Below are 26,714 nucleotides of genomic sequence, written 5' to 3' on the forward strand. Positions count from 1 at the left end.
AGACTGAAAAAAGTGAGCCATCTTGATCACTTTCTGCTATTAAATACGCGCGACATCAAACTTCACCAAATTAATTTCATCTTCTGTGCCATAAAATGCCACTAACGCCTTGCGTAACGTTTCCGCTCGTTTTGGTAAACCTTTTTCCGCATAGATTTTCACTTGTTCATATACGGCTTGTTTAAAAGGCTGTGTATCGCCTGGATTGCCATTCAAATTATCCGCGCTGGCAAAATAACGGAATCCCGCCGCTGTGGCTAAAATCCATTCCAATGCTTGAGGCTTCACTTCCACCTTTTCAAAATCACGCTGACGCTCTTCAGAACGACCATCCGGCTCATACCAATAGCCAAAATCTTCTAATTTACGGCGCTCTTTCCCTGCCACTAACCAATGGGCAATTTCATGTAATGCACTGCTGTAAAAGCCTCTCGCAAAGTAAATCGCGTGATAAGGCACCTCATCATTTGCAGGAATGTAAATTGGCTCATCCCCACCTTTAACCAATCGCGTATTATATTCTTCTTCAAAACATTGATTAAAAATCGCAATGATATCCTCAAGTTTGTGTTCCATGCTTTCTCCAAATATTTTTATCAATAAAGCCTCTTAAAAGGTTTGAGAATTATCTCATTTTTAATGTTTTTCACAAAATCTTGGTTAAATAAAAAACGTCTGAAATTAACGTTTCAGATTTTTTTCATCATAAAGTGCGGTCAAATTTTTAGGTGTTTTTAAACCTATCTTTAAGCCCCATCTATTTAATATCCCCCTTGGGCGCATGCCCGAAATACCGTTTGTATTCACGGCTGAATTGGCTAGGTGACTCGTAGCCGACTTGGTAAGCGGTTTCGGTTATAGCTCTTCCTTCTTGAGCAATTAGGCGTCTGGCTTCCACCAAACGTAAGGATTTTTGATATTGCAGCGGTGAAAGGCTGGTTATCTTCTTGAAATGGCTATGAAAGCCAGATAATGACATACCACTTAAATTTGCCAAGGTTTCCACGGTGATGGTTTCACTAAAATGTTGTTACAGATAGTAAGTGGCTTGGGCGATTTTTTTGGTGTGAGATCCATTGCTTACCATGGCTTTAAATTTGCCACCTTGTTCGCCTGTAAGGAGTCGATAATATATTTCTTGTTGGATAAGCGGTGCAAGAAACCCAATATCTTTTGGATTTTCGTGCAAGAATAATAAGCGTTCAACAGCATTTTTGAGAGATTCATCCAAATGCCATTGTGCAAAATCTTCGTCGCCCGGTTGAAGAGCATCTGCAAGGTTTGGATTTGCTAATAAAATCTTGCTAACGCTCTCAATATCAATTTTCATCGACATCACTAAAAACGGCTTTTTCGGCTCGGCATATTTAATTTCGCCGCGCATCGGCACATTGACAGGGCAGAACATAAAGTGTTGATTGTCAAAACGGTAGCATTGTTCGCCTAGTTGTATTTCACGTTCCCCACTTAACACGATGCAAATGCTCGGTTCTTGAATAATACCCTCGTAGCAAAACGGCTGATCGGCATGGCGAATCACCAAGCCTTTAATTGGAGATGAATAGGTTTCGTTATGTGGAATAACTTTTAATAAGCGTTCTATCGTTTCAGTTGAGAACATTATTTTGTAGGAATAGGCAAGTAATTTGGATAAGTCATATAACACTTCATATTGCCGTTCAATATAATGAACTCACTTTTAACGGCGGTACGCCAAACCATATTAACCAACATTAAATGAGGAAAACATTATGAAAATTTTCTACAAAACATCAGCAACAGCAACCGGCGGACGTGATGGTCGTACCCAAGTGGACGATGGTTCAATCGACTTTGATTTGGTTTCATTTCAAAATGACGGCACCGGAGCTGATGAAAAACACCAACGCGCCGAGTATGGCAAGCACCGCCGCACCGACGAAAAACGGCCGCATGGGGTGGGTGAAAAACTTATTCATGGTTTGGCTTAATTCTGCATGAAGATGCTTTCGGATATGGATTTATTGGGCGGACAGGGTTGTATCTTGTATTGAAGAAGCAAGCCGAAGGTTTGTCAGATACTCAAATGCCCGTATCATTCATATTATTGATATTATTGTTTGAATTGTATTATTTTCAATAATAATAAATAACCCTAAACCAATATAAATAACAGCCATTATCCAACGACTAAACTTCTCTACAATTTCACCAACACCTGAAATATTAGCCAATCTTTGTGCTGTATATACTAAAACAAAAATCAATATTAAAAATACAAGAAGAGTAACTAATAAGTCGACAAGATCTAAAGTCACAAAGTAAGGAACAAAAAGTCCAATATTATCTGCACCACAACTAGCAACTGTAACCAAAGCAACAATACCGACTAATTTTGACAACCCTTTTTCATCCAATTCTTTTTTAGCTCTTTTTTCGCCCTCACAATCGTCGTAAATAGCAACTTTAATACCTAAGTAAATCGGTATTAAACCTAATAAACCCAACACCCATTTTTCCGGAACATAATTCAAAACAAAAGCTAGAAATAAACTAACTAATATTAAAATTACAGAACCTAAATATTGTCCGATATAAATATCTCGATATTCTTTTCTAGTATTTGCTCTAGCAAAAAATATTAATAGTATTACCAACAAATCTACTGCTGTAGCAATATATAAAACAGCAGCAGTAATCACAGTCGAAAACATAAAGCACCTCATAATGAATCCCCTGCCCCCTTGGCACCACGGCTTTTTCAAAAACCGAATTGCGTTCGGATAACAGATTCGTATCTTTCGCTAAAGAGGCAAGCCTGCGGCTTGCTTACCCTCTCCCTAGCCCTCTCCCACGGGGAGAGGGCTAGGGAGAGGGCAACGAACCGCAAGGTTTGTCAGAAATTTAAATTCCTATCACTCATAATAATGAATCCCCTGAAACTCTCTTGCCACCACGGCTTCTTCAAAAGCCCAATCGCGTTCAGACAGCGGCGTAGGCAGGGTAATCACGTTTTGCACGTTCATGCCCTTAGTGGAAAGCAGCATGATTTCATGGCTCAGGCGTGCGACTTCGAAGCGGTCGTGCGTTACCAGCATACACGCCATGCCCTGCTGCTCGATTTTTTCCACCAGCATGGCGACCAAAATATCGCGCAAATCGCGGTCCAAACCGACGAACGGCTCGTCCAGCAAGGCAAGGTCGCAGCCGCACAGCAGTAGGCGCAAAAATGCTACCCGTTTCGCCATGCCGCCGGACAATTCGGTCGGATATTTGTTCAAATCGCCCGCAGTCAGCCCGACTTTCGCCGCCAGCGCGATGATTTCGCCTTCATCGGGTTTGTCCATAAAAATAGCGATATTCTGCATCGCAGTCAAGTTTTCCGGCAGGCGGTTTTCCTGAAACAGAAAACCCGTTTTGCGGAAAGTATTGCGTATCGTGCCCGATTTCGGCGTTTCCAAGCCCGCAATCAAACGCAAAACCGTCGTCTTGCCACAGCCGCTCGGCCCGAACAAAGCTTTCACTTCGCCATGTTGCAGGTTCAAACTGAAATCGTGCACGATGGGGTCACGGAGAATTTCAAAACGCACGTTTTCAAGACAGAGCATCACCTTCTCCACGGCATAAACAAAATTTCCAAAGGCTTGGTAATCAGGTATTCAAACAGTGACACAAACACGATAACCAACACCACATAAGCCATCACCGTCGAAGTCCCCCTGATAGCGCAAGCGTCCTCGCTTGTGCCATTACAATCTATTGTGGTTTCGGAGTTAGCAAAATCCCGAGGCAAGCTCACGAATAAAGTTTACCGGAAAAGTGATATTTGGCGATAAAGTGATTACCTGTTTAAGTTCTTCAATTTTCTTCTAATGACAAAAAAGTGCGGTTATAAAATCAAAAGGATTCTGAACGTTGGCTTTGCCAACGGCTCCCCAGATAGCCCCTCCTTCTGACGCGTAGTTTTATCTATCTAAAAAATAAGCAAATTGAAGTTATTCATGAAAATAGTAAAAATCTGAATCAAACGAAATTGATTTTCAGGCACGCGTTAGGAAACGCGCGCTATCGCGGGGATGTTCGAGTGCGCCGATGCCGCCTTCTTGATAGGCGCGTATCCATCGTCGCAGGTGGGTTCGGGAGATGCCGTAATGATCTGCGGTACGCTGTTGGCTGCGTATATGCAGGTAGTGGAGTACGGCTTGGTATTTGAAGTGTAATGTATATTTGCTCATAAAAAAACTGCACCTTGTGAGTTGGAGGGGATGTCCAACTTTTGGGGTGCAGTTCAGGGTTTGCTCAGGTTTTCAGACGACCTTCGGATTTGGGCGAACCTTATTCCGTTACCGTTTTACGGATGAGCTTTTCCGCATTGGCGAGTGTGTTTTCCACTTCGGCGAACTCTATTTTGCTGCCCGACACCAGCGCGCGCGTATCGTTGAATACGACTTGGACTGCGCCGTCAGCTTCGGTAACGAGGACGCGCAACGGCAGTTGCAGGGCGAAGGCGGGGTCTTTTTGCATCAGCGGTGTGCCGGCTTTGGGCGTGCCGAAAACGATGACTTTCGCGGGCTGCATGTCCAAACCACTTTGTCGCGCTGCGGCTTGGTGGTCGATGACGGCGAACACGGTCATGCCTTTTTCTTTAACGGCGGTTTCCAAACGGCGGACGGTATCGTCGAAGCTGTATTTGCTGACGGCGGTATGGGTTTGATTCATGGCTGAACTTTGTCGGGAATCGGTTTGTCGGGCGGCATCGCCGCTATGTGAAGCGCTGGCGGCTTTAGCAGCGGGCGCGGCATAGGATACGGCGGCAGGAAGGACGAGTGCGGCGGCAGTCAGCGCAGCAGTCAGTAATTTTTTCATGGTTGTTTCTCCAAACGGTTGAATAAAGACATCAATCTAAACGGTTCGGCGGCAAAAAGCAATGCCCGTCAGCAAAAGGGTCGTCTGAAACGGGAGTGGTTTTCAGACGACCCTTTGAGACAAAATCAACGCTGCGCATCAACCGCTTCCAATGCGCGCAGGGCGTAAGTGTAGGCTGCGCCTGCGTTCAGGGCGATAGCGGTTGCCAGCGCGCCGGCGATTTCGCTTTCAGTCGCGCCCGCTTTGGCGGCTGCGGCGGCATGTACGCTGATGCAGCTTTCGCAACGGGTAGTGATGGCGACGGCGATGACAAAGTATACGCGCACGTTTTCGTTTGCCGCTTTATCCAACACGTCGCGCGTGCGGGCATCGTTTTTGCCTTCTTGGACGTAGAGTTCGGTAATCGATTTCGGGTTTTGCCACAGGCGGGCGTTGACGGCGTGGAAGCCGTAGATGAGTCTTTGGTTTGCCATGATTTTGCTTTATAAAAAATTTCAGACGACATTATAACAAGATAAGGTCGTCTGAAAGAGAAAGGTCGTCTGAAAACAAGTGTAACCGGTATCACGAAAACGCAGTCGACTACCGCATCAAATACCCCTACAGCCCAGAACTGCCGACGCCGATCAACACGGTAACCAACATGGAAAACCTGCTTGCGGCAAGCACGGTCAGTGCAATGGCAATCAATTCGTGCGGTTTGTTGGACACGAAATAAGGCGCGATGACGTAAATCAACATGCAACCCGGCGCAGCTTCCATCACGATTTGTGCGCGGCGGCTTAAGGTACGGTTGCGCAAGGCGAAAAAACCAATAAGGCGGGTGGAATACGTTACCGCCAGCATGCCGGCAAACAGCAGGAACGACTACCAAGAGAGCAAATCCTTCATTCTTTCCCCCTGATAGCGCAAGCGTCCTCGCTTGTGCCATTACAATCTATTGTGGTTTCGGAGTTAGCAAAATCCCGAGGCAAGCTCACGAATAAAGTTTACCGGAAAAGTGATATTTGGCGATAAAGTGATTACCTGTTTAAGTTCTTCATTTTCTTCTAATGACAAAAAAGTGCGGTCATAAAATCAAAAGGATTCTGAACGTTGGCTTTACCAACGGCTCCCCAGATAGCCCCCCCTTCTGACGCGTAGTTTTATCTATCTAAAAAATAAGCAAATTGAAGTTATTCATGAAAATAGTAAAAATCTGAATCAAACGAAATTGATTTTCAGGCACGCGTTAGGAAACGCGCGCTATCGTGGGGTCCAGGTTTTGGGGTGCAGATCAAAGTGCGGTCAATCTTAAGTGAATTTTATATTAATTTTGATATTCCATAATTCACTAAAAATCCACCAACCACTAGCCATAAATAAATTAGTATTCCTAAAATCAGAGGTTTTAATCCTGCTTTCTTGATTGCGCTTGCTTGTGTAGTTAAGCCGAGCGCAGCCATCGCTGAAATTAATAAGAAAGAATCGATTTCAACTAATAAGTTTACAAGTTCTTTTGGTAATAAATCAAAAGAATTAAAAATCGCAACACCAATAAAAAGTACAGCAAACCAAGGAATTGTAATTTTGTGTGATGTATTTTCTGATACTCCATTACTACGTGTTAATAACCAAGAAAGCATTAATAAAAATGGGGCGAGCATCATCACTCGGATCATTTTGGAAATGACGGCAGTATTTGCCACGATAGGATCAATATTTTCCCCAATCGCATAAACTTGAGCCACCTCATGCACGCTAGAGCCAACATAAATACCGAATTGATGAGCATTAATTAAATGTTGTGACCAAGTGTAGAAAAAGGGGTAAGTAAAAATAGCAAGCGTCCCGAAAATGACCACTACGGCAATCGCTACTGAAACTTTATGAGATTCTGCTTTGGTAACAGGCTCTGCCGCCATAACCGCTGCCGCACCACAAATACTACATCCAGCCCCAGTGAGATAAACTAATTGTTTATCCATTTTTAGATAACGAATGCCTAAAAGTGCGGTAAAAAAGAAGGTTGAAATTAGCATAATCGCATCAGTGACAACAGCATTTAATCCTACATCGGCAATATCGCCAAAAGTGAGGCGGAAACCATACAACACAATGCCAGTGCGAAGAAGCGTGCCTTTCGCAAATAACACGCCTTTTTCCACTTGTGTTGAAAATTGCGGATAAATGGTATTGCCGATTGCCATTCCCAGCAAGATGGCAATAATTAAAGCACTGATATGATAATGATGGGAAAAATCAGTGTTTCCTAAATAGTTAGCAAGTATAGCGATAATCGCAATAAATATAAGTCCGAAATAAAAGGGACGAGTGTTCATTTTTCCTTTCCTTAGTGAGTCAAGCGGTTTCATCTAAAATTTTGCCAAAATAGCTTTCGACTAAGCGACGAGTAACATCAGTTTGTGGATTAAATGAAAAACCTGAAGCGTGGGTGCAATAAGTTAAGCCATTTTCAGTTAAAAATGTTGGAATACTTGGCGCAGCCTGTAATTCTACACTTTAGCTTATGCAGAGCAGAAAATATAAAAATCTCAGATTTAGACGTAACATAACAAATGCATTGTAATAAATTATGTGCCAAATTGTAAGGCATATTAGTAAAAATGGCTAGGATATTGAATGTTTAATAGGGTTCAAAAGGAAATCAATCAAATTATTAATCGTGGTTTTGACCGCACTTTGATCTGCCCCCCAAAAGTTAGACAGGTTAGTTAACTTAAATATTGAGCTCGGTATTGCACCGGGCTCAACCCTTTGAAAGCAAGTTTAATTCGTTTTTGGTTGTAATACACTAAATATTCTTCAATTTCAGCCTGTAATTCAGCAATTGAATGATAAGTCCGAGAGTAAAAGCACTCTGATTTTAGTATCGCAAAAAAACTTTCAATCACCGCATTATCGTAGCAATTTCCTCGGCGACTCATACTTTGCACCGCTTTACCCTCCAACATCTTTACCCATTCCGCCGTGCCATACAATACACCTTGGTCGCTGTGAATAATCGGGCATTCTGTCGGTTTAAGAATTGTAGCGTGCAACTTGTTGCACGAAATCGTGAATGCCCGAAAGGGTTAAATAACGTTCCGTGCGTGATTCGGTCGTGCATCAAGATGCACGCTACGAGGGGTAAATAATCCTCCTATATGTTGAATTTTGGTTGTCAGCCTTGTTCATTATATAGCGAGGATTTTTTTCTGTTCATCGCTTAAGCTATTTGTCTCCATACGCATAGCGTATGGTTTTTATAGCCTGACTTTGCCTGGCTATAATCAAAGGCCGTCTGAAAATTCAGACGGCTTTTATATAACGAAGTGCGGTTAAATTTTTAGGTGTTTTTTGTGAATTATCCTAAGAACTCAACCGCTTGTTTTTAAAACTTCACTGTTTCACCATCTTCTGGAATTGCTACATTTTCAAGCTTGTTTGCTTGGACAAATTGGCGTAAATCCTTACGGTAAACGGACATATGGTTTACCGCATCCATGTGCACTGTGATAAGTTTTGTATTTGGTAGCATGTTACGAGCATGAGCAACATCTTGTAACCCCATAATAATGCCGTCATTCGGAAAAGCTAAGGTACGCGCATCACCGGTGTTCATAATCATTACATCTGGTTTATAACGATTAATGGCTTTGTTTACTTCGGCAGTCCAAACTGTGTCACCAACCAAGTACACCGTTGGATGACCTTTCGCTTGGAATGTTACGCCCATCGCCTCATCTAAAATCTCAGCCAATTGTGGCACAGCGTACATTTCCGTTGTGCCGTGAGAACCGCCGGTTTTATTTAAAATAATACCTTCGAACTCCACCGGTTTTTCTAGCGATAAACTGGTTATGTTAGTAAAACCTTGCGCTTTGAGTAAGTCGCCATCCCGTTCATGTTGCACAAAAATTTTGATGGATTTAGGTAAAATTTTTTGTGCAACCTCATCCCAATGATCTTCATGTGTATGAGTCAAAATAATGGCATCAACATCTTTGAAAGTATCTTCTGCTTTCATCGGTAATTCCACAAGTGGATTACGCAAATGGCTATTTAATGTTCCTTCAAAGCCTGCATAACGTCCTTTTTCAGCAAGCATCGGGTCAATTAAAAAAGTTTTCCCTGCATAGTTCAGGCGACCAGTAGCATTGCGGATATGTTGGTAGCTATCAGTGTTTTTAGAGGCAAGATCTACAGCGAAAGTATTTGCGCTAATAGCCAATGCTGTAGTGCTAATTAAGGTTTTTAAGTTCATTGTTTTTCCCTTTCTATATACGTTATTGAATGAATAAACATATTATAGTGAGAACAAAATTGCGTAAAAATAGACAAAAAATCAATAAACATAATAATCAGGTCATTTTGTGCTATGCTCATATCAAAATAGGAGAAATAAAATGAATAAACCCACAGTTGCTTTAATTGTATATGAACAAATGATGCCCATTCATTTTGCGATGGCATATTCCGTTTTTTCTATGTCGGATTTAAACGGCAAGCCGTTATTTGACTGTAAAATCGTTAGCGATTCGGACAACCTGACAAACTCGCTATTTCACATACATTTAGATGGAGGTTTAGAATGGTTGGAGAATGCTGATATTGTTGTGATGACTGGATGGCATAATACTCAAGTAATGCCGTCTGAGGCTTTATTAACAGCATTACGGCAAGCATATCAACGTGGTGCGACAGTAGTGGGTTTATGTTATGGTGCCTATGTGTTAGCGTGCAGTGGTCTACTTAACGGCAAAAAAGCAACCACACATTGGCTAGGAGATAGTGATTTTACTAGTCGCTTTCCGCAGGTGAAATGGGATTTAAATCCTATTTATTTGGAACAAGATCGACTGATTACCTCAGCAGGAACGGCAGCTTCCATGGATTGTTGTCTTTCTATTGTCCGTAAATTATATGGTGTGAAAATTGCCAATCATATTGCCCGAATACTGGTTATCCCTCCTCATCGTGAAGGCGGACAAGCACAATTTATCGAACGCCCTATTTCTCGTTCGACACCTAATCATAATATCAATGCGTTGCTTGCTTATTTAAATGAAAATCTGACCGCACTTCATTCGACTGATAGCCTTGCCGAACGTTTGTCAATGAGCCGTAGCACTTTCACCCGACATTTTCGCAAAGCAACCGGAATGCCATTAAATCAATGGTTAATTGAAGCAAGGCTACAACGAGCAAGAGAGCTTTTGGAAAGCACAGATTTATCTATCACTGACATTGCAGAACAAAGTGGATTTCATAGCGATACCGCCTTGCGTCAGCACTTCTTGAAAAAACATAAGATTTCACCTAATCGCTGGCGTAAGCAGTTTCAAATTGAGGATGTTTAGATCTTTTTATTTTAAAGTGCGGTCAGATTTTTAGATGTTTTTACAAATTCAATTCAAAATTAAAACCGCTTGTTTGATCTAAACTCAGTCTATTCCTCTCCCTATCAAAAAGTTTGATAAGCGTTTGAAATAAAAAGGTGAGCCAAAATGCTCACCTTCTAAACTCATATTTTGTAATTATCCGAACACTTTTTCCAAATGTGCTTGGTAGTCTGCTAAGTATTGTTCTACTTGTGGATTTTTAATCACATCGTTACATAAGAATGTCGGCAGACGGGTCAAACCGATAAACTCGTTGAGTTTGTGAAAGTGCATGTATAACGCATCCACGCCTTTGCCTTCGAAGAAGTCGCCTTCACGGGTGAACGCTTCAATCGGCGCATTCCACGTAAGCGAAAGCATGTGTTTTTTGCCTTGCAACAAGCCACCTGTGCCGTAGCCTTCTGTCGGATTGACACGATGACGGCCGTCACTGTGGTAAAGCTTGCCGTGTCCAGCGGTTAATACTTCGTCTATGTATTTTTTCACTGTCCAAGGTTCGTGCATCCACCAACCTGGCATCTGCCAAATCACGGCATCCATCCACAAGAATTTTTCGATTTCTGCTTCAACATCATAGCCGTCATCAATCACGGTTTCTTTTACATTGTGTCCAAGTGCGGTCAAAACTTCTTTCGCTTTTTTGTGAAGTGTGTGATTTAACTCACCATGTGAATGTCCGAAATCTTTACCACCGTCTAATAATAAAATATTCATTTTTTCTCCTTTAGCTGATAATTTACCGATTACTAAGCACTTTACTAATGCAACAATTTAACCAATCAATAAGCGCCAACTATTAAACGTACTACTCAAATTCGAGAGTTTGATAGAAGTTAAAAGCGCAATAAAAAAGCCTTGAAGTCATTATTTTCAAGGCTTTAAAGTCTTTAATAGGACTTGATAGGTTTATTTTGTGGTGGAGCTGGCGGGAGTTGAACCCGCGTCCGAAATTACTCTACCTTCAGCACTACACGTTTAGTCTCGTCTTTAATTTCACTTAAGCATGCGGACAGACACGCTAAACTTAAGCTAGTTTGATTCAATTTAGTGCTTCGATCCTCAAACAGCGGCTTCCACACGATCTCGTTTTGGTTTGACTCCGCTTTATCCCCGTCTTACGAGCGGAAGCTGGGGAGCGAAGGCTATGAGCAGGTTATTAAGCTGCTAAAGCGTATTGTTCGTCGTTTGCGACTATTTTTTTGCGGTTTATTTACGAGGCCTACCGCACCTCGACGTGCACCTTGGGCTTCGCTAATCCCGTCGAATCCAGAATCAGCCCCAAAATCGTTCGGCAGTTTATCAAAAAATCTAAGAAAGGAAAAGAAGCTATTTATTAACCTGAGAAGTTAGGGTAAAATTTTGCCACTTTTTTATAAGGAATCGAATAATGAAAACATTAAAATCTCTGACCGCACTTTCATTAGGTGCATTATGTTTAGCATTTAACACACAAGTTATTGCAAAAGAAGCAACACCCGCAAAAGCATCACAAGCAACTCAACAAGTGGCAAAAGCGAGTGATAACATCGACAAATATCTTGCCATCAATATTGGTAATCGTGAAATGGTGGTTGACGAAAATGGCCAAGCATTAAGTGCATTCAAACATGAAATCACTAACATTGGTCAAAAACCAATCAAAAATATTCAATGGGTGGGCGTGTATGTGAATAACCGCAAAGTGATTTACAGCCAAGATATGCAAATCAACTTAGAAACCCCATTACAACCGGGTAAATCCATCAATATTAATTTACAAATTCCGTTTGTTCAATTGGCTGAAGACGCACGCAAAGTCTTTATGAACCAACAAGAAAAAATTGATGTTTATCCTATTGAACGCGTTATCCTGTTTGGTGATAAAACCGTTCTCTCTGATCGTTAATTCTCTTATCTAGCCCACGTAATGTGGGCTTTTTAACAACTGTATGCTTGAACAGTTATTTTCTTTTAGATATACTAAAAACACGCCTAATTTTGACCGCACTTACCGCATGAATTCCACCCGAAAAATTATTCACATTGACATGGATTGCTTTTATGCCTCTGTTGAAATCCGTGAAAATCCAACGCTACAGGGCAAACCTGTTGCGGTGGGGGGAAGTTCTCGACAACGTGGTGTGCTTACCACCTGTAATTATGAAGCTCGAAAATTTGGACTACACAGTGCGATGCCTACTGCACAAGCCATCAAAAAATGCCCTAACCTGATTTTAGTGCCAGTCAATATGCCGCTTTATAAACAGGTATCCGCACAAATTCATCAAATCTTTCAACGTTACACTTCTATCATTGAGCCACTTTCCTTAGATGAAGCTTATTTAGATGTCACAGATTGTACACAATGTTCAGGATCCGCCACGTGGATCGCACAAGAAATTCGCCAAGCGATTTTTGATGAATTAAAACTGACCGCCTCTGCCGGTGTAGCGCCCCTTAAATTTCTCGCCAAAATTGCTTCCGATATGAATAAACCGAACGGACAATTTGTGATTCAACCTCATGAAGTGGAGCAATTTGTAAAAACACTGCCATTGAAAAAAATCCCTGGCGTGGGCAAAGTCACCTCTGAGCGTTTATTGAAAATGGGGTTAGAAACTTGCGAAGATGTGCAAAAACTCGATCAATCTATTCTGTTAAATATCTTCGGGAAAATGGGTAAGCGAATTTGGGATTTTAGCCATGGCATTGATGAGCGAGAAATCCAAGCACATCGTGAGCGAAAATCTATCGGCGTAGAACGCACTTTATCCGAAAATATTAGCCATGTTGAACAAGGTATAGCATTGCTAGATAATCTCTATGCCGAGCTTATTCGTCGCATTGAACGAAGCGCGTCGAATATCCCCTTAACCGCTTTTCGCAAAATTGGGGTGAAATTAAAGTTTGAAGATTTTCAGGTCACAACCTTAGAAAAAACTGGCTTCACTTTATCGTTAGAAAGCTTTCAACAATTACTGGAACAAATTTGGCAACGTAGCCATGGGAAGTCTATTCGTCTCGTGGGGTTACACGTGACGTTACCGGAAGAAAGCCATTTAGAACAAATGAGCTTGTGGTAAAACACAAAAGAAAATGACCGCACTTTTATTCATTCCGTTCAAATTAGAATTGAAAAAACAAAAGTGCGGTCATTTTTGATGAATTTGTTGAGTTGGTCGATAAGCCGAGTTCTGTCGTGGACAATCATTCCTCTAGGCGACAAATTACTCTGCCGCTCAAGCAACCTACCCGAACTCTGGACGGGCCACCCATTGAGTTCCTATTTGGTCTTGCTACGAGTGGAGTTTACCTTGCTGCACGTTGTTACCAACGGCACGGTGTGCTCTTACCACACCCTTTCACCCTTACCGTTTTCACGGCGGTCTGCTCTCTGTTGCACTGGTCGTCGGCTCACGCCGCCCGGACGTTATCCGGCACTCTGCCCTTTGTAGCTCGGACTTTCCTCTCGTTTACTTGTCCCACTAGGTCGTGCGAACACGGTTAAGGGCTTCAATAAACCAGCGATTGTCTAACCAACTCGCGGCGTAGTATAGGGGGAATTCAAAGGGCGGTCAAATTTTCATTCTTATTTTTAATAACTTCCGTTAGAATAGCCCCATAAAACACGGTTATTTTCAACCGCACTTCTATCATAAGGATCTCCTATGAATTATTTACAAATCGCACGAGAAACGCTTTCTGTTGAAAGCCAAGCGCTCGCACAATTAAGCCAACGCTTGGATGATGAGTTTTCTCAAGTTGTGGATCTTATCCTTGCTTGTGAAGGTCGTTTAGTCATCGGTGGTATTGGTAAATCAGGGCTAATTGGCAAAAAAATGGTGGCGACTTTTGCCTCAACGGGAACCCCAAGTTTCTTCCTGCACCCGACTGAAGCCTTTCATGGCGATTTAGGTATGTTAAAACCCATCGACATTGTGATGCTGATTTCTTATAGTGGTGAAACCGATGATGTAAATAAACTCATTCCAAGTTTGAAAAACTTTGGCAATAAAATTATTGCCCTAACTAGCAATAAAAACTCAACGCTTGCTCGCCATGCTGATTATGTTTTGGATATTACTGTTGAACGCGAAGTCTGTCCAAATAACCTCGCCCCAACCACTTCTGCGTTAGTGACTTTAGCCTTAGGCGATGCCCTTGCGGTTTCATTGATTACTGCTCGCCATTTCCAACCAGCTGATTTTGCGAAATTCCATCCGGGTGGAAGTCTTGGTCGTCGTTTGTTATGCAAAGTAAAAGATCAAATGCAAACTCGCCTACCAATTACGACACCAGAGACCAGCTTCACTGATTGTTTAAGCATTATGAATGAAGGTCGCATGGGTGTGGCATTAGTGATGGAAAACCAACAACTTAAAGGCATTATTACCGATGGTGATGTGCGCCGAGCATTAACGGCTAATGGTGCAGATACCCTTAACAAGACTGCGAAAGAACTGATGACCTCGTCACCGAAAACGATTCATGAAAACGAATTCTTAGCGAAAGCAGAAGACTTGATGAAAGAGAAGAAAATTCACTCACTTGTTGTGGTCAATGATGAAAATAATGTTGTGGGTTTAGTGGAGTTCTCAAGCTAATGATTAACGAAAAATTAAAGAAAATTAAATTGGTCATCACCGATGTCGATGGCGTATTAACTGATGGTCTACTCCATTACGATGCGAATGGTGAAGCGATTAAGAGTTTCCACGTTCGTGATGGTCTTGGTGTCAAAATGTTGATGGATGCAGGTATTCAAGTCGCCGTATTATCGGGCAGAGATTCTGCGATTCTACGTAAGCGAATTAGTGATCTCGGAATTAAATTGTTCTTTTTAGGCAAGCTTGAGAAAGAAAGTGCTTGTTTGGAACTCATGAAACAAGCAGGAGTTACAGCAGAGCAAACAGCCTATATTGGTGATGACAGCGTCGATCTCCCTGCTTTTGCAACCTGTGGCCTTTCTTTTGCTGTGGCAGACTCTGCGCCTTATGTGCAAAATGCTGTGGATTATATACTTTCACTTGGCGGCGGGAAGGGTGCATTCCGTGAAATGTCCGATATGATTTTACATGCTCAGGGCAAAGATGAAGTCTATACTTCAGCCAAAGGCTTTTTAAAATCAGTCAAAAATATGGGGCAATAGCACTATTCAAAATACCTAAAAAAATAACCGCACTTTGATTATTCAAAAGTGCGGTTATTTCTTTTTATGTTTTATTGATTTGCCGGTAAAGCACCCGAATTCCAAGTTGGTGCTTCAGCTGGTTTCTTCACTTGCAACATAAAACGCTGATTTGCCGTTGCTTGCGGTTGAACGATCGTACCCGATGGAGTCGAGAACGAAATGCCCCCTTTCAACAATTGCTGTACGCTACCGGTATTAAATTCTGCGCCTTTCCAACCAAGGTTGAAATCATAACCTGATGAAACCCAGAACTCTGAATTTTTACGTACCAAATGTTGATACTTCGGTGTAATCGCAATATGTACCAATACACGATCACCTAAAGAATTCAATTCAAACTTACGAACGGTTCCCACTTCAACACCTCGATAAAGCACAGGTGAGCCTTCCGTTAAATTCATCGCATCACTGGTTTCCAAAATAAATGGCACGCCATTGCTGTATTTATTTCGAGGTTGTGCGGTTTGCGCTAAATTAAACTGTGTTTTTGATGGACCTTTACCTAATTCAATATCAATGTAAGGCTGTAAAAGGCTATCTAAGTTTTCAATTCCACCCGCTGAAATTTGTGGGGAAATCACTTTAAATACCGTACCTTCTTTTGCAATCATCCCCATATAACTTGGGTTAATTAATGCTTTTGCTGTGATACGATTTGTTTTTTGATCAAGGGCAATCTGCTCAACTTCACCAACATTCATACCAAGATAACGCAAGCTCATTCCTTTACTTAAAGCCGTTGCATCATCTGTTATTAACGTAATCACTTGCCCTGCTGATTTAGCTCTCAATTCACTTGGATAAAGTGTTTTATTTTTGCCTGATCCCGTATTATCAAAACTAATTGCGCCTTTCAATGAACGAGCAACCGGTGAAGCCTGGATACTAATGCCTTTCGGCGTAATATCAATCTGTGCCGCACTTTCAACCCAGAATACGCTTTTATCTGTTAGAAGATCTTGATAAGCCGGATAAATATACACATCAATATCAAAATTATTGGCTTTCGGTCTTACGTTAATAATTTTACCCACTTCAAACTGGCGATAAAGCACCACAGAACCTTTGCTAATACTTGGCAAATTAGTGGAATGTAACACAATCGTTGGATTCACTAAGTTGCCCGTAACGCCTGTTTCTGCACTGCTAATATCTTTATAAAGTGGATAAGTGGAATGTGGTGCACCACTTCCTTTTTTCGCTAATACTCGCACGCCACCTTGCAACCATTTTGATGGTGTCGCAGATTCAAAACGTAAACCATCAATCCCCAAGCTCACATCAAAATTAGAGGCAGCAACAAACTGGGTGTTTTCATGAATAAGATTGCGATACTCTGACGCAATTGCCACTTCAAATTTGACGCCATCAACATTTAAATGCTGCTTCACAATTTGACCGATGGCAATATTGTTATAAAACACGGATTGTCCTTCTGCAATCCCATAAGTCTCTGGTGCGGTTAAGGTTAAAACCAAGGTATTTGGTGCCTTGAGCAATAACTCATTTTCTCGAATGACTTCGAATTGCGTTCTGCTTTCTCCACTTCCTGGAATAATTTCGAAATAATCACCACGGAAGAATTTCTGTGGATTGGCAATATCACCTAAATCTAACTTGCGACTTTTCAACACAATGCGCGTATTGGTTTTTAAGAGATTAGCCTGGCTTGGCTCAATTAATAATGTCCCTTGTAAAATATCTTCATTGTTTTCGACGGTTCTTAAAGACGAAAGCAAACCAACTTGTTCATCACCATAATAAACTGAAGTTTGTCCTGCTTGTAAACCGGCTGAAACAGGTAGAGTCACCTCAACTTCAATCCCGCGTTTAGCCGCTTGCAAATTAGAATAAAGAATATAGTTGCTGTTAGTCACAGCTTGAGGGCTATCTGATGGCGAGTCGAATGATACGGCACCTTGCACTACCGCATTTAAACTTTCCACCGACACATTCATACCGGATGAATTAATATTAGCGTTAATACCGCTAATATTCCAGAAACGTGAATCTTTCTTCACAAAATGCGCGAAGGCTTTATCAATTACTACATCAATTTCAACTTTATTGTCTTTATTGAATCGGTAATCATAAATTTTCCCGACTGGCATTTTTTTGAAATACACAGAAGCACCAATCGAAATTGAACCTAAATCATCTGAAATTAAATGAATTAATAAATCGCCAGGATTGACTTGTGCAATAGGGCCTTGCTCTTCCGCAATAAATTCATCTTCTGAATCACCATCACCTGGTTGGAGGGTAATATAATTTCCTGAAACCAAAGAATCTAAGCCTGAAATCCCTGCAAGAGACACGCTTGGTTGAACAAGCCAGAACTTGGTATTTTCTTTTAACACCTCTGTCGCTTCAGAATAAATATTTGCCTCAACTTTCACTTTTTGCATATTGTCGGTAAAGTTAACCTTCTTCACGACACCAATTTGCAAACCTTGATAGCGAATAGGGGTTTTATCTGCAACGAGCCCTGCCCCATTAGAGAACGTGATCGTAATGGTCTTTCCTCGTTCTTGTACAATTTGGAAAAATAAAATGGCACCAATACATAATGCAATAAAGGGCAATAACCAAAACGGTGAGATGCGTTTATTCTTACGTAATAACGCTGCCACATTATTAGATTGCTCATCAATAGATTGAGATTCTGGTTTATTGTTTTCTGTCATAAATTTTCCAAATTAATCGACTATCAAACTGAGAAGTTGAAATCATAGTTAAAAACACTGCCGCACCGAAATAAAATGCCGCAGGGCCTACGGTAAAATTAATAATCTGTCCGCGTGTTACTAGAGACATCATCAAGGCTAGCACAAAAAGATCCAGCATTGACCAGCGTCCTACAAAGTGAACGATATGTAATAGCCGCATTTGCCATTTAATTGAATGTCGCCATTTAAAATGCACGCTTGCCAGTAAATACAACATAATCAGGATTTTGCTTACGGGCACAAAAATACTGGCGAAGAATACCACGAAAGCAACAAAATAGCTGCCCATGCTTATAAATGACATTACACCCGACATCAAGGTATCTTGTGACAAACTTCCTGTTAAATAAACACCGGATATTGGGAGTAAGTTTGCGGGGAAAAGCATGATAATCCCTGCCACTAATGTCGCCCAAACGCGTTGTAATTTTACACTGTCAGGTGTTTCAATAAGCGATGCACAACGTGGACAAATTGCACGATGACGGTAATCGTATTCTTGATCTTCTTTTAAAAAAGTGTAATCACAGGCGGTACAAAGTTCTAACGGTTTATCGCTTTTGGTAACCGGTTTCTGATCGGGATAAAAATCATGCCACAAGTCATCTAAATTAATTTTAATGAATAATAAAGTGGTTAAAAGTGCAGTAAAAACAAAAGCAATTAAATATACATCCACTTCTAATGTGGCATATTCGCGCACTTTAAACATGGTGACAGCCAGTGCAACTAAATACACATCAAACATGACCCAAGGCTTAATATAACCCACAAATAATAAGACATTACGAGGCTTAATTTTGAGTAATTTAGAAATCTGCAACATAATGACTAAAATCGCAAAAGACACCGGCATTAAAATCGCACAGATAAAAATCATAAATGCAGTATAGGAATATCCCTCCACTGCCATTTTCCAAATTCCTTTCCAAACAGAAGCATCAATTTTAGTACCCAGTAAATCTAAGCTCAATAAAGGATAGCCTAAAGCAAATGGCATTAAAATTAAGATAGAAAGGGCGATTAATGAACAACGTTTAAGTGACCAATGACTTCCTGATTGCAATTTATGATGGCAACGCGGACATTGCGCGTATTCCCCTTCTTGCGGACGACAAACAGACACCGTTGCATCGCATCCTATGCAACGCACTAGTCTATAAGTGGCATGAGTAAAATCAGGTGTTTTTGTCATTATGTTTTCAGAAATTATAAAAGTGAACTATTTTAGCCTGAATTAAGGGAATTTGTGAAGTTATTCATTAGAATTAGAAACGGAATTATTCTGTCCAACCATTGTCAATCCTTATAAAAGTGCGGTAAACTGTGCAAGTTTTTATTTTTTATCCTAGGAAAACTCAGAAATGACAGATTCTCAAGTTGAAGCCCAAGTTGAAAATAATGCTGAAGGCGTTCAAAAATTAACTGATACAAAAGCGATCATTGCATATCTTGTAGAAAAATTCCCACTTTGCTTTATTGCTGAAGGTGAAGCAAAGCCATTAAAAATTGGGCTTTTCCAAGATCTTGCTGAAGCATTAAAAGATGATGAACGTGTCAGCAAAACTCAATTACGTCAGGCTTTACGTCAATACACCTCCAACTGGCGCTATTTACACGGCTGCCGCGAAGGTGCTGAGCGTGTGGATTTATACGGTAACCCTGCTGGTGTATTAGACGCAGAACATGTTTCTCATGCGACTCAACAATTAGCAGATGCAAAAGCTAAATTTGCAGAAAAACGCAAAGCAGAATTAGCAGCCAAAAAAGCACAACAAAAACGACCTGCTCGTAAACCAAATTCAAATCAAGCAACTCGCAAACCAAAAGCCCCGCAAGTAAAACTAAGTGCGGTTGATTTCACAACACTTTCTGCAGGTAGCAAAGTGAAAGTGAAAGTAGCAGAACAAGCGAAAAATGCGACCGTATTAAATGTGGAAAAAGATGGCGCACGCGTAGAACTTGAGAATGGTTTAGTGATGACAGTCACCGCAGATCGTTTATTTGCCTAATAATTTATTTCTTATCGGGAAAGGTTAAATGAAATTACATACAACCAAAAGTCTTATTGCGACAGCAATTTTAGGTGCGTTATTTCTTCATTCGTCTGACACATTTGCCGTGCAGCCGAAATTAAAGCAAAGCGATATTACGATTCCTTCGGCAACTGACGCAAATCAGTTGGCAACAAAACGTGCAACAACGCGTTTAACCCAATCACATTATCGTAAATTCCAGCTTGATGACGCCTTTTCCGAAAAGATTTTTGATCGTTACATTAAAAGCTTAGATTACAGCCATAACACCTTTTTAAAATCAGATATTGATGATTTACGTGCTAAATATGGTTCTAAATTAGATGACCAACTTAATGAAGGCGATCTTTCTGCGGCATTTGCTATTTACGATCTGATGATGAAACGCCGTTATGAGCGTTATGCTTATGCATTATCTTTATTAGATAAAGAACCTGATTTAAAAGGTAATGATCAAATTGAGATCGATCGTGAAAAAGCTGCGTTCCCAGCAACGGAAGAAGAAGCCAATAAGCTTTGGGAAGAACGTGTCAAAAATGATGTAATCAGCCTGAAATTAAAAGATAAAAAATGGCCTGAAATTAAAGAAAAACTGACTAAACGTTACAATTTAGCGATTCGTCGATTAACTCAAACTAAAGCGGATGACATTGTTCAAATTTATATTAATGCTTTTGCTCGAGAAATCGATCCACATACAAGCTATCTAGCACCACGTACTGCAAAAAGCTTTAATGAAAGTATGAATCTTTCTTTAGAAGGGATTGGTGCAACATTACAATCTGAAGATGACGAAACTAGCATCAAGTCTTTAGTACCTGGTGCACCGGCTGAACGCAGTAAAAAATTACAAGCGGGCGATAAAATCATTGGTGTAGGCCAAGAAAAAGGTGAAATCGAAGATATTATCGGTTGGCGTTTAGAAGATATCGTTGACAAAATTAAAGGGAAAAAAGGAACAAAAGTTCGTCTTGAAATTGAACCTGCAAAAGGTGGAAAAAGCCGTATTGTCACTTTAGTGCGCGATAAAGTCCGTATTGAAGACCAAGCTGCAAAACTCACTGTTTCTAAAGTAGAGGGGGAAACCGTTGGCGTCATTAAAATTCCAAGTTTCTACATTGGCTTAACTGATGATGTGAAGAAATTATTAGTGGATGCTGAAAAGAAAAAAATTGGTGCTTTAATTGTGGATCTTCGTGAAAATGGCGGCGGTGCATTAACGGAAGCCGTTGCATTGAGTGGTTTATTCATTACTGATGGTCCGGTGGTTCAAGTTCGTGATGCTTATCAACGTATTCGTGTACACGAAGATGATGATAATGCTCAGCAATATAAAGGTCCATTATTGGTGATGATTAATCGTTTCAGTGCGTCTGCTTCTGAAATCTTTGCTGCAGCAATGCAAGATTACAACCGTGGTATCATCATTGGGCAAAATACCTTTGGTAAAGGTACGGTACAACAAAGTCGTTCATTAAACTTTGTTTATGATTTAGACCAAACACCACTTGGTGTGTTGCAATACACTATCCAAAAATTCTATCGAATTAATGGTGGTTCAACCCAATTAAAAGGTGTAGCAGCTGATATTAATTTCCCTGAAATTATTGATGCCAAAGAAATTGGTGAAGAAAAAGAAGATAACGCCTTACCTTGGGATAAAATTCCGCCGGCGACTTATTCTGAAACCAATAAAGCGCGTAAAGATGTTGAAGCATTAAATGAAAAACATCTAGAGCGTATTGCAAAAGATCCTGAATTTATTGCTTTAAATGAAGATCTTAAGATTCGTGATGAACGCCGTGAGCGTAAATTCTTATCATTGAATTTCCAAGAGCGAAAAGCGGAAAATGATAAAGATGATGCGAGACGTTTAAAAGATCTCAATGATCGTTTTAAACGTGAAGGTAAAAAAGCATTAAAAGACATTGATGATTTGCCAAAAGACTATGAAGCACCTGATTTCTTCTTAAAAGAAGCGGAAAAAATGGCAGCTGATTTAGTGAAACTTAATGCGAATCAACAAAAAGTGGATGCTGAAATAAAACAAGAAGCGGCAAAAGCAACAAAATAACGATTATTTTGACCGCACTTTAGCAGATGAAAAAACTGAAGTGCAGTTATTTTTTATGAATATTTTTAAAGGTAAAGCAATGTTAAAAGGAACAATGAAATTAAGCGCATTAGTCTTATCATTATCAATGATGACGTCAGGTTGTGCGTTAGCTGAATGGGCCAAAACAGTTGGGCAACCTCAACAAGCCGAAAATAAAGGCGTTGATATGTCTAAATTAAGTCCTGAAGAGCGAGCAAAACTTGAAGCTGAAATCAAAGAAGATCAAGCTCGTTTAGCCGCTGAAAAGCAAGCGATGCTAGAGATGTCATTAACGCATGAAATTGGTGAACAAAATCTACAGTTCAAACCAATTTTGGCTAAATTATATGCCGATAATAAATATGACTTAATGTGGAAAGACAAGGCTGCAGAGAAACAATTCCTACGTGAATATGCAGCAATGGTAGCGTCTGGTATTTCTAAACGTTCAGCGCAATCATTAGTTAATTTACATAACGCTGAAAAAACGGGCGGGCTCACCTATGATGTATTATTAAGTGATGCTTTCCTTGATTACTTGTATTACAGCAAGAATGTAAATCAACAAGCACAACGTTGGTTATACGCAACGAATGCTTATAAGCCAGAATTACCAAATCAAGAAATTATTGACCAATGGCAAAGTGCGGTTAAAAACAATGCTGTTTCTGGTTTTGTGAACGGATTATCTAACCATAATCGTTTATACCGTGAAACCGTACAAGCACTCCCATCAATGATTTCAGCTTCAGGTATTTCTGCAATGGGTAAAAAACTTGCCCTTAATGCACAACGTTTACGTGTTATTCCAGATTTTGAAAATGGAATCTTTGTTAATATTCCAAGCTATCAATTGAAATATTATCGTGATGGTAAAGCAATTTTAGAATCTCGCGTTATTGTAGGGAAAAATGAACGTCGTACACCGGTGATGTACAGCCGTTTGAGCAATGTGGTTGTTAATCCGCCTTGGAATGCCCCTACACGCTTAATTAATGAAGATATTTTACCGAAATTAAAACGTGACCCAGGCTATGCAGCTGCACACAACTACTCTATTTTAGATAGCAAAGGTAACACTATTGATCCTTACTCGATTAATTGGAGTAGCATCGGTGATAAATTCCCGTACCGTATCCGTCAAGCCGCTGGTGACAGTGCATTAGGTAACTATAAATTTAATATGCCAAGCTCTGATGCGATTTATCTTCATGATACACCAAATCATAGCTTATTCAGCAAAAAAGACCGTGCATTAAGCTCAGGTTGTGTGCGTGTAGAAAAATCCGATCAACTTGCCTCTATTCTGTTACAAGAAGCTGGCTGGTCAGAAGATAAAAAACGTAATGTTTTAGAAAGTAAGAAAACAACATCTGCGAACATTCGTACAAATGATCCTGTATTCTTGTATTATGTGACTGCATGGGTTGAAAACGGTCAAACACAAGTTTTACCGGATATTTATAAATACGATGATGCAGCAACTTTTAATGGCATAGACTGGGCAGTTGTAAAAAAATATCTTTAAATAATGTTCACGCTAGAACTTTTTAAAGAAAAAATTGTCTAGGGTGAGAGATGGGTAATAAAAGAGACTAAAAAATGGGTAACATTGACAAAAATCGTCGTAAATGGCTTTCATTAGGCGGCATCGTTTTAGGCGCAAGTATGATGCCGAGTACGGTGTTAGCGATGGTCTCTACCCCTAAACCTCGCATTCTCAGTTTCTATAATGTCAACACCAATGAACGATTAAGCGGTGAGTTCTCTGCTACGACTGGATTTAATCGTTCACTACTTGGTAAACTTGATTACTTCATGAGAGATCGTCGTACAGACCAAGTACGCCGAATGGATCCGAATCTCTTCATGAAGTTTTATCATTTACAAAGTGATTTGGGCTTACGTACTGCACAAATTGATGTGATTTGTGGCTATCGTAGTGCTGCGACAAATGCCATGCGCCGTAGACAAAGTCGTGATGTAGCAAGCAACAGCTATCATATTAAAGGCCAAGCGATTGATTTTAAAATCCCTGGTGTACCTTTAGCAAGATTACGCCAAGCGGCTGAAAATCTTGATAGCGGTGGTGTAGGATATTATCCGTATAGTAATTTTATTCACGTGGATACTGGCCCTGTAAGAACATGGCGTGGTGCATAAGAAACAGTTTAATTTTAGACCGCACTTTAGTGCGGTTTTTTGTTATCAACGATAAGGAAAAAAGATGAATATTGAAATTATTCCAGTTACAGCCTTTCAGCAAAATTGCTCTCTTATTTGGGATGATGAAAAAAATGCTGCAATTATCGATCCTGGTGGTAATGCGGAAAAGCTTATTCAACGTATTGAGGAATTAGAATTAAACCTAAAAGCCGTCTTATTAACGCATGGGCATCTTGATCATGTAGGGGCTGCTGAAGCGATTCGCGATCATTTTAATATTGAAATATGGGGCTCACAGGAAGAAGATCACTTTCTGTTTGAAAGTCTACCACAACAAGCTCAGCAGTTTGGTTTGCCTTATATTTCTGCATTTACACCCGATCGCTGGTTTAATCAAGAAGGCGAAAAAATTCAAATTGGTACATTTACCTTTGAAATTTTTCATCTTCCTGGCCATACACCTGGTCACATTGGTTTTATTGAACATGAAAAAAATATTGCTTTTACCGGTGATGTGCTTTTCCAAAACAGTATTGGTCGTACAGACTTCCCTCGCGGTGATTTCGACACATTGATCTCATCAATCAAGAATAAATTATTTACATTAAACGATGATATGGTTGTCATTGCGGGACATGGCCCTTACACAACTATTGGACAAGAAAAACGAAGCAATCCGTTTTTGAAGTAAAGATCTGAATTTTGGGTAAAAAAAAGCTCCTAATTTCTTAGAAGCACCAAAAAGGAATTTATGAATAAAATCTCTAAAGTTTAGCTTTATCAAAGGAATCTCGATAAAACGCTAACGATTATATTGACATATTCTGACAAATGCAAGCTTTTTCTTTACACTAATTTACAAATCTTTACAGTTTGCTATTTTTATAACCACTTCGACGGCTTTTTCCATCCCTTCAAGGGTCACTAATTCATGTTTGCTATGGAAATTATAGCCACCAGTAAAGATATTTGGACAAGCTAATCCTTTTTCCGCTAAAAATGCGCCATCGGTTCCACCCCGTATTGGTTTGTGATTTGGTGTAATACCGCAAGCGTTCATTGCTGCATCAGCAAGTTTAATCGCCTGTGGAACATTTTTGACTGTGTCATACATATTTTTATAACTGTCTTCAATAACACATTCCACAGGGTCTTTTAGGCTTTTCTCTCTATTAAATTTTTCTACAAGTTGATAAATAAACGCTTTACGTTGCTCAAAATTAGCTTGGTCAAAATCTCGAATGAGGTAATGTAGTTCAACTTTCTCAATATCCCCTTTAAAATCATCTAGATGGAAAAAACCCTCTTTTCCTGATGTTTTTTCGGGGACATCATCTTTTGGAAAACCTTGTTGAAACTCACAAGCTAACGTAAGCGCATTCACTAATTTGTTTTTCGCATAACCAGGATGAATTCCCCGTCCTTTAAAGGTTATTTTTGCCGTTGCTGCATTAAAATTCTCATACTCGAGCTCGCCCACTTCTCCTCCATCGATGGTATATGCCCAATCACAAGGGAAATCATCCAATGGGAAATAATGCATTCCTAAACCAATTTCTTCATCAGGCGTAAATGCCACTCGAATATTACAATGTGGTATATTTTCCCGTTGCAAGACAGAAAGTGCGGTCATAATTTCTGCGATTCCGGCCTTATTATCTGCACCAAGTAAAGTGGTTCCATCTGTCACAATCAAGGTTTTGCCAATAAGCTGATGTAAAAATGGATAATACACAGGACTAATAAACTCTTCCCCTAAACCTAATGCAATATCTCCTCCCCGATAATTTTCGATCACTTCAGGTTGAACATTTTTACCACTGCATTGAGGGGAAGTATCTAGGTGGGAAATAAAACCTATGGTTTGTGTTAAACCGGGATGATTTGAGGGTAAATAAGCCGTGACGACGGCATGCTTAGTCACATTGACATCTTGTAAACCAAGTTCAATTAATTCTTGCTGCAAATGCAAAGCTAATTTCATTTGTCCTGGCGAACTGGGTGAATGTTTTGCAGACGATTTAGATTGCGTATCAAACGCGACATAAGTTAAAAATCGCTGTAATAATTCATTGTTATTATGTTCTTCCATTTTAAAATTCTCCTTTATATCGGCACTAGTCTAATCCCAAAATTCGTTACAGTTCTTGATATATAACAATAAAGTAGAGAGTTATAAGATTTTCTGAAAAAAGTGCGGTCAAATTTTCGATAATTTTTTCCTAAAAACACGATTAAATCCTTTTCATCATTAACAATTCGCTATATCATATCTGTTCAATTTTATGT

Annotated in this window: 24 protein-coding genes, 2 other RNA genes and 4 pseudogenes; 11 read left to right on the forward strand and 19 right to left on the reverse strand. The window is 40.2% G+C overall.

What is annotated here, in order from left to right:
* Positions 1-39: 39 nt before the first annotated feature.
* The gene (locus INP95_RS08400) at positions 40-576 is read right to left on the reverse strand and encodes an elongation factor P hydroxylase (protein ID WP_197560517.1); all 537 of its coding nucleotides are present in this window, start codon (positions 574-576) and stop codon (positions 40-42) included.
* 181 nt (positions 577-757) lie between these two features.
* Positions 758-1,621 (reverse strand): annotated as a pseudogene (locus tag INP95_RS08405) (helix-turn-helix transcriptional regulator).
* Between the two features lie 130 nt (positions 1,622-1,751).
* Between INP95_RS08405 and INP95_RS08410 the strand changes: the two are divergent.
* Positions 1,752-1,970 carry an OsmC family protein gene (locus INP95_RS08410; protein WP_118843686.1) on the forward strand — a complete coding sequence of 73 codons (219 nt, stop codon included), beginning with the start codon at positions 1,752-1,754 and terminating at the stop codon, positions 1,968-1,970.
* Between the two features lie 108 nt (positions 1,971-2,078).
* Here the strand turns inward: INP95_RS08410 and INP95_RS08415 are convergent, their stop codons facing one another.
* The 11 genes and pseudogenes from INP95_RS08415 to INP95_RS08460 all read right to left on the reverse strand — a co-directional run bounded on the left by INP95_RS08415 (position 2,079) and on the right by INP95_RS08460 (position 9,091).
* Positions 2,079-2,693, reverse strand: a complete 615-nt coding sequence (locus INP95_RS08415) for a CadD family cadmium resistance transporter (RefSeq protein ID WP_003766668.1) — start codon at positions 2,691-2,693, stop codon at positions 2,079-2,081.
* A gap of 201 nt (positions 2,694-2,894) precedes the next feature.
* On the reverse strand, positions 2,895-3,587 hold the full coding sequence (locus INP95_RS08420; RefSeq protein WP_197560518.1) for an ATP-binding cassette domain-containing protein: 693 nt from the start codon (positions 3,585-3,587) through the stop codon (positions 2,895-2,897).
* Positions 3,587-3,715: pseudogene (locus INP95_RS08425) on the reverse strand (ABC transporter permease); the annotation flags it as partial. The gene INP95_RS08420 and the pseudogene INP95_RS08425, both read right to left, overlap by 1 nt.
* Before the next feature lie 304 nt (positions 3,716-4,019).
* Positions 4,020-4,214 (reverse strand): helix-turn-helix domain-containing protein, encoded by a 195-nt coding sequence (locus tag INP95_RS09960; RefSeq protein WP_197560519.1) that lies wholly within the window; start codon positions 4,212-4,214, stop codon positions 4,020-4,022.
* 100 nt (positions 4,215-4,314) lie between these two features.
* Positions 4,315-4,845: a DUF302 domain-containing protein gene (locus tag INP95_RS08435; RefSeq protein ID WP_048952635.1), complete on the reverse strand. Its 531-nt coding sequence runs from the start codon at positions 4,843-4,845 to the stop codon at positions 4,315-4,317.
* A 125-nt stretch (positions 4,846-4,970) separates the two neighbouring features.
* Positions 4,971-5,153: pseudogene (locus INP95_RS09970) on the reverse strand (carboxymuconolactone decarboxylase family protein); the annotation flags it as partial.
* 12 nt (positions 5,154-5,165) lie between these two features.
* Positions 5,166-5,318 (reverse strand): annotated as a pseudogene (locus INP95_RS09975) (RNA methyltransferase substrate-binding domain-containing protein); the annotation flags it as partial.
* Between the two features lie 127 nt (positions 5,319-5,445).
* Entirely contained in the window at positions 5,446-5,706 is a 261-nt protein-coding gene (locus tag INP95_RS08445) for a branched-chain amino acid transport AzlD family protein (RefSeq protein ID WP_226385942.1), read from the reverse strand.
* Positions 5,707-6,149: 443 nt separating this feature from the next.
* The gene (locus INP95_RS08450; protein WP_065244871.1) at positions 6,150-7,166 is read right to left on the reverse strand and encodes a YeiH family protein; all 1,017 of its coding nucleotides are present in this window, start codon (positions 7,164-7,166) and stop codon (positions 6,150-6,152) included.
* Between the two features lie 393 nt (positions 7,167-7,559).
* Positions 7,560-7,886, reverse strand: a complete 327-nt coding sequence (locus tag INP95_RS08455) for an IS3 family transposase (RefSeq protein WP_133253120.1) — start codon at positions 7,884-7,886, stop codon at positions 7,560-7,562.
* A gap of 332 nt (positions 7,887-8,218) precedes the next feature.
* The gene (locus tag INP95_RS08460; RefSeq protein ID WP_049371216.1) at positions 8,219-9,091 is read right to left on the reverse strand and encodes an MBL fold metallo-hydrolase; all 873 of its coding nucleotides are present in this window, start codon (positions 9,089-9,091) and stop codon (positions 8,219-8,221) included.
* Between the two features lie 142 nt (positions 9,092-9,233).
* On the opposite strand from INP95_RS08460, the gene INP95_RS08465 reads away from it, so the two are divergent.
* Positions 9,234-10,187: a GlxA family transcriptional regulator gene (locus tag INP95_RS08465; protein ID WP_197560521.1), complete on the forward strand. Its 954-nt coding sequence runs from the start codon at positions 9,234-9,236 to the stop codon at positions 10,185-10,187.
* A 177-nt stretch (positions 10,188-10,364) separates the two neighbouring features.
* Here the strand turns inward: INP95_RS08465 and INP95_RS08470 are convergent, their stop codons facing one another.
* Both INP95_RS08470 and ssrA read right to left on the reverse strand, forming a co-directional pair.
* Complete coding sequence (locus INP95_RS08470; protein WP_049384966.1) at positions 10,365-10,943, reverse strand: NAD(P)H-dependent oxidoreductase; 579 nt, start codon at positions 10,941-10,943, stop codon at positions 10,365-10,367.
* A gap of 200 nt (positions 10,944-11,143) precedes the next feature.
* Positions 11,144-11,509: a transfer-messenger RNA gene (gene ssrA, locus INP95_RS08475) on the reverse strand.
* A 107-nt stretch (positions 11,510-11,616) separates the two neighbouring features.
* On the opposite strand from ssrA, the gene INP95_RS08480 reads away from it, so the two are divergent.
* Positions 11,617-12,114 (forward strand): hypothetical protein, encoded by a 498-nt coding sequence (locus tag INP95_RS08480; RefSeq protein WP_049384967.1) that lies wholly within the window; start codon positions 11,617-11,619, stop codon positions 12,112-12,114.
* Between the two features lie 109 nt (positions 12,115-12,223).
* Entirely contained in the window at positions 12,224-13,291 is a 1,068-nt protein-coding gene (dinB, locus tag INP95_RS08485) for a DNA polymerase IV (protein ID WP_197561041.1), read from the forward strand.
* An 84-nt stretch (positions 13,292-13,375) separates the two neighbouring features.
* Here the strand turns inward: dinB and rnpB are convergent.
* An RNA gene (rnpB, locus tag INP95_RS08490) (RNase P RNA component class A) lies at positions 13,376-13,752 on the reverse strand.
* Between the two features lie 124 nt (positions 13,753-13,876).
* Here rnpB and INP95_RS08495 point away from each other — a divergent pair.
* Together INP95_RS08495 and INP95_RS08500 are read left to right on the forward strand one after the other, a co-directional pair.
* Entirely contained in the window at positions 13,877-14,812 is a 936-nt protein-coding gene (locus INP95_RS08495; RefSeq protein ID WP_070775477.1) for a KpsF/GutQ family sugar isomerase, read from the forward strand.
* The gene (locus INP95_RS08500; RefSeq protein ID WP_070592280.1) at positions 14,812-15,357 is read left to right on the forward strand and encodes a KdsC family phosphatase; all 546 of its coding nucleotides are present in this window, start codon (positions 14,812-14,814) and stop codon (positions 15,355-15,357) included. Before INP95_RS08495 ends, INP95_RS08500 begins: the two co-directional genes overlap by 1 nt.
* A gap of 71 nt (positions 15,358-15,428) precedes the next feature.
* On the opposite strand, the gene INP95_RS08505 is transcribed toward INP95_RS08500, so the two are convergent.
* Positions 15,429-18,086 carry a PqiB family protein gene (locus INP95_RS08505; protein WP_197560522.1) on the reverse strand — a complete coding sequence of 886 codons (2,658 nt, stop codon included), beginning with the start codon at positions 18,084-18,086 and terminating at the stop codon, positions 15,429-15,431.
* Positions 18,070-19,323 carry a PqiA/YebS family transporter subunit gene (locus tag INP95_RS08510; RefSeq protein WP_197560523.1) on the reverse strand — a complete coding sequence of 418 codons (1,254 nt, stop codon included), beginning with the start codon at positions 19,321-19,323 and terminating at the stop codon, positions 18,070-18,072. Before INP95_RS08510 ends, INP95_RS08505 begins: the two co-directional genes overlap by 17 nt.
* A 169-nt stretch (positions 19,324-19,492) precedes the next feature.
* Between INP95_RS08510 and proQ the strand changes: the two genes are divergently transcribed.
* From proQ to INP95_RS08535, 5 genes are all read left to right on the forward strand, one after another.
* On the forward strand, positions 19,493-20,140 hold the full coding sequence (gene proQ, locus INP95_RS08515; RefSeq protein WP_049368979.1) for an RNA chaperone ProQ: 648 nt from the start codon (positions 19,493-19,495) through the stop codon (positions 20,138-20,140).
* A gap of 28 nt (positions 20,141-20,168) precedes the next feature.
* Positions 20,169-22,238, forward strand: a complete 2,070-nt coding sequence (gene prc, locus INP95_RS08520; RefSeq protein WP_005698539.1) for a carboxy terminal-processing peptidase — start codon at positions 20,169-20,171, stop codon at positions 22,236-22,238.
* 79 nt (positions 22,239-22,317) lie between these two features.
* The gene (locus INP95_RS08525; RefSeq protein WP_197560524.1) at positions 22,318-23,787 is read left to right on the forward strand and encodes a L,D-transpeptidase family protein; all 1,470 of its coding nucleotides are present in this window, start codon (positions 22,318-22,320) and stop codon (positions 23,785-23,787) included.
* A gap of 74 nt (positions 23,788-23,861) precedes the next feature.
* The gene (gene mepK / locus INP95_RS08530) at positions 23,862-24,422 is read left to right on the forward strand and encodes a peptidoglycan L,D-endopeptidase MepK (RefSeq protein ID WP_049365945.1); all 561 of its coding nucleotides are present in this window, start codon (positions 23,862-23,864) and stop codon (positions 24,420-24,422) included.
* Positions 24,423-24,486: 64 nt separating this feature from the next.
* Positions 24,487-25,116, forward strand: a complete 630-nt coding sequence (locus INP95_RS08535) for an MBL fold metallo-hydrolase (RefSeq protein ID WP_197560525.1) — start codon at positions 24,487-24,489, stop codon at positions 25,114-25,116.
* Positions 25,117-25,281: 165 nt separating this feature from the next.
* On the opposite strand, the gene pepT is transcribed toward INP95_RS08535, so the two are convergent.
* Positions 25,282-26,517 carry a peptidase T gene (gene pepT, locus INP95_RS08540; protein ID WP_197560526.1) on the reverse strand — a complete coding sequence of 412 codons (1,236 nt, stop codon included), beginning with the start codon at positions 26,515-26,517 and terminating at the stop codon, positions 25,282-25,284.
* Positions 26,518-26,714 lie beyond the last annotated feature (197 nt).

Source organism: Haemophilus parainfluenzae, from assembly GCF_014931375.1.
Classification (GTDB): domain Bacteria; phylum Pseudomonadota; class Gammaproteobacteria; order Enterobacterales; family Pasteurellaceae; genus Haemophilus_D.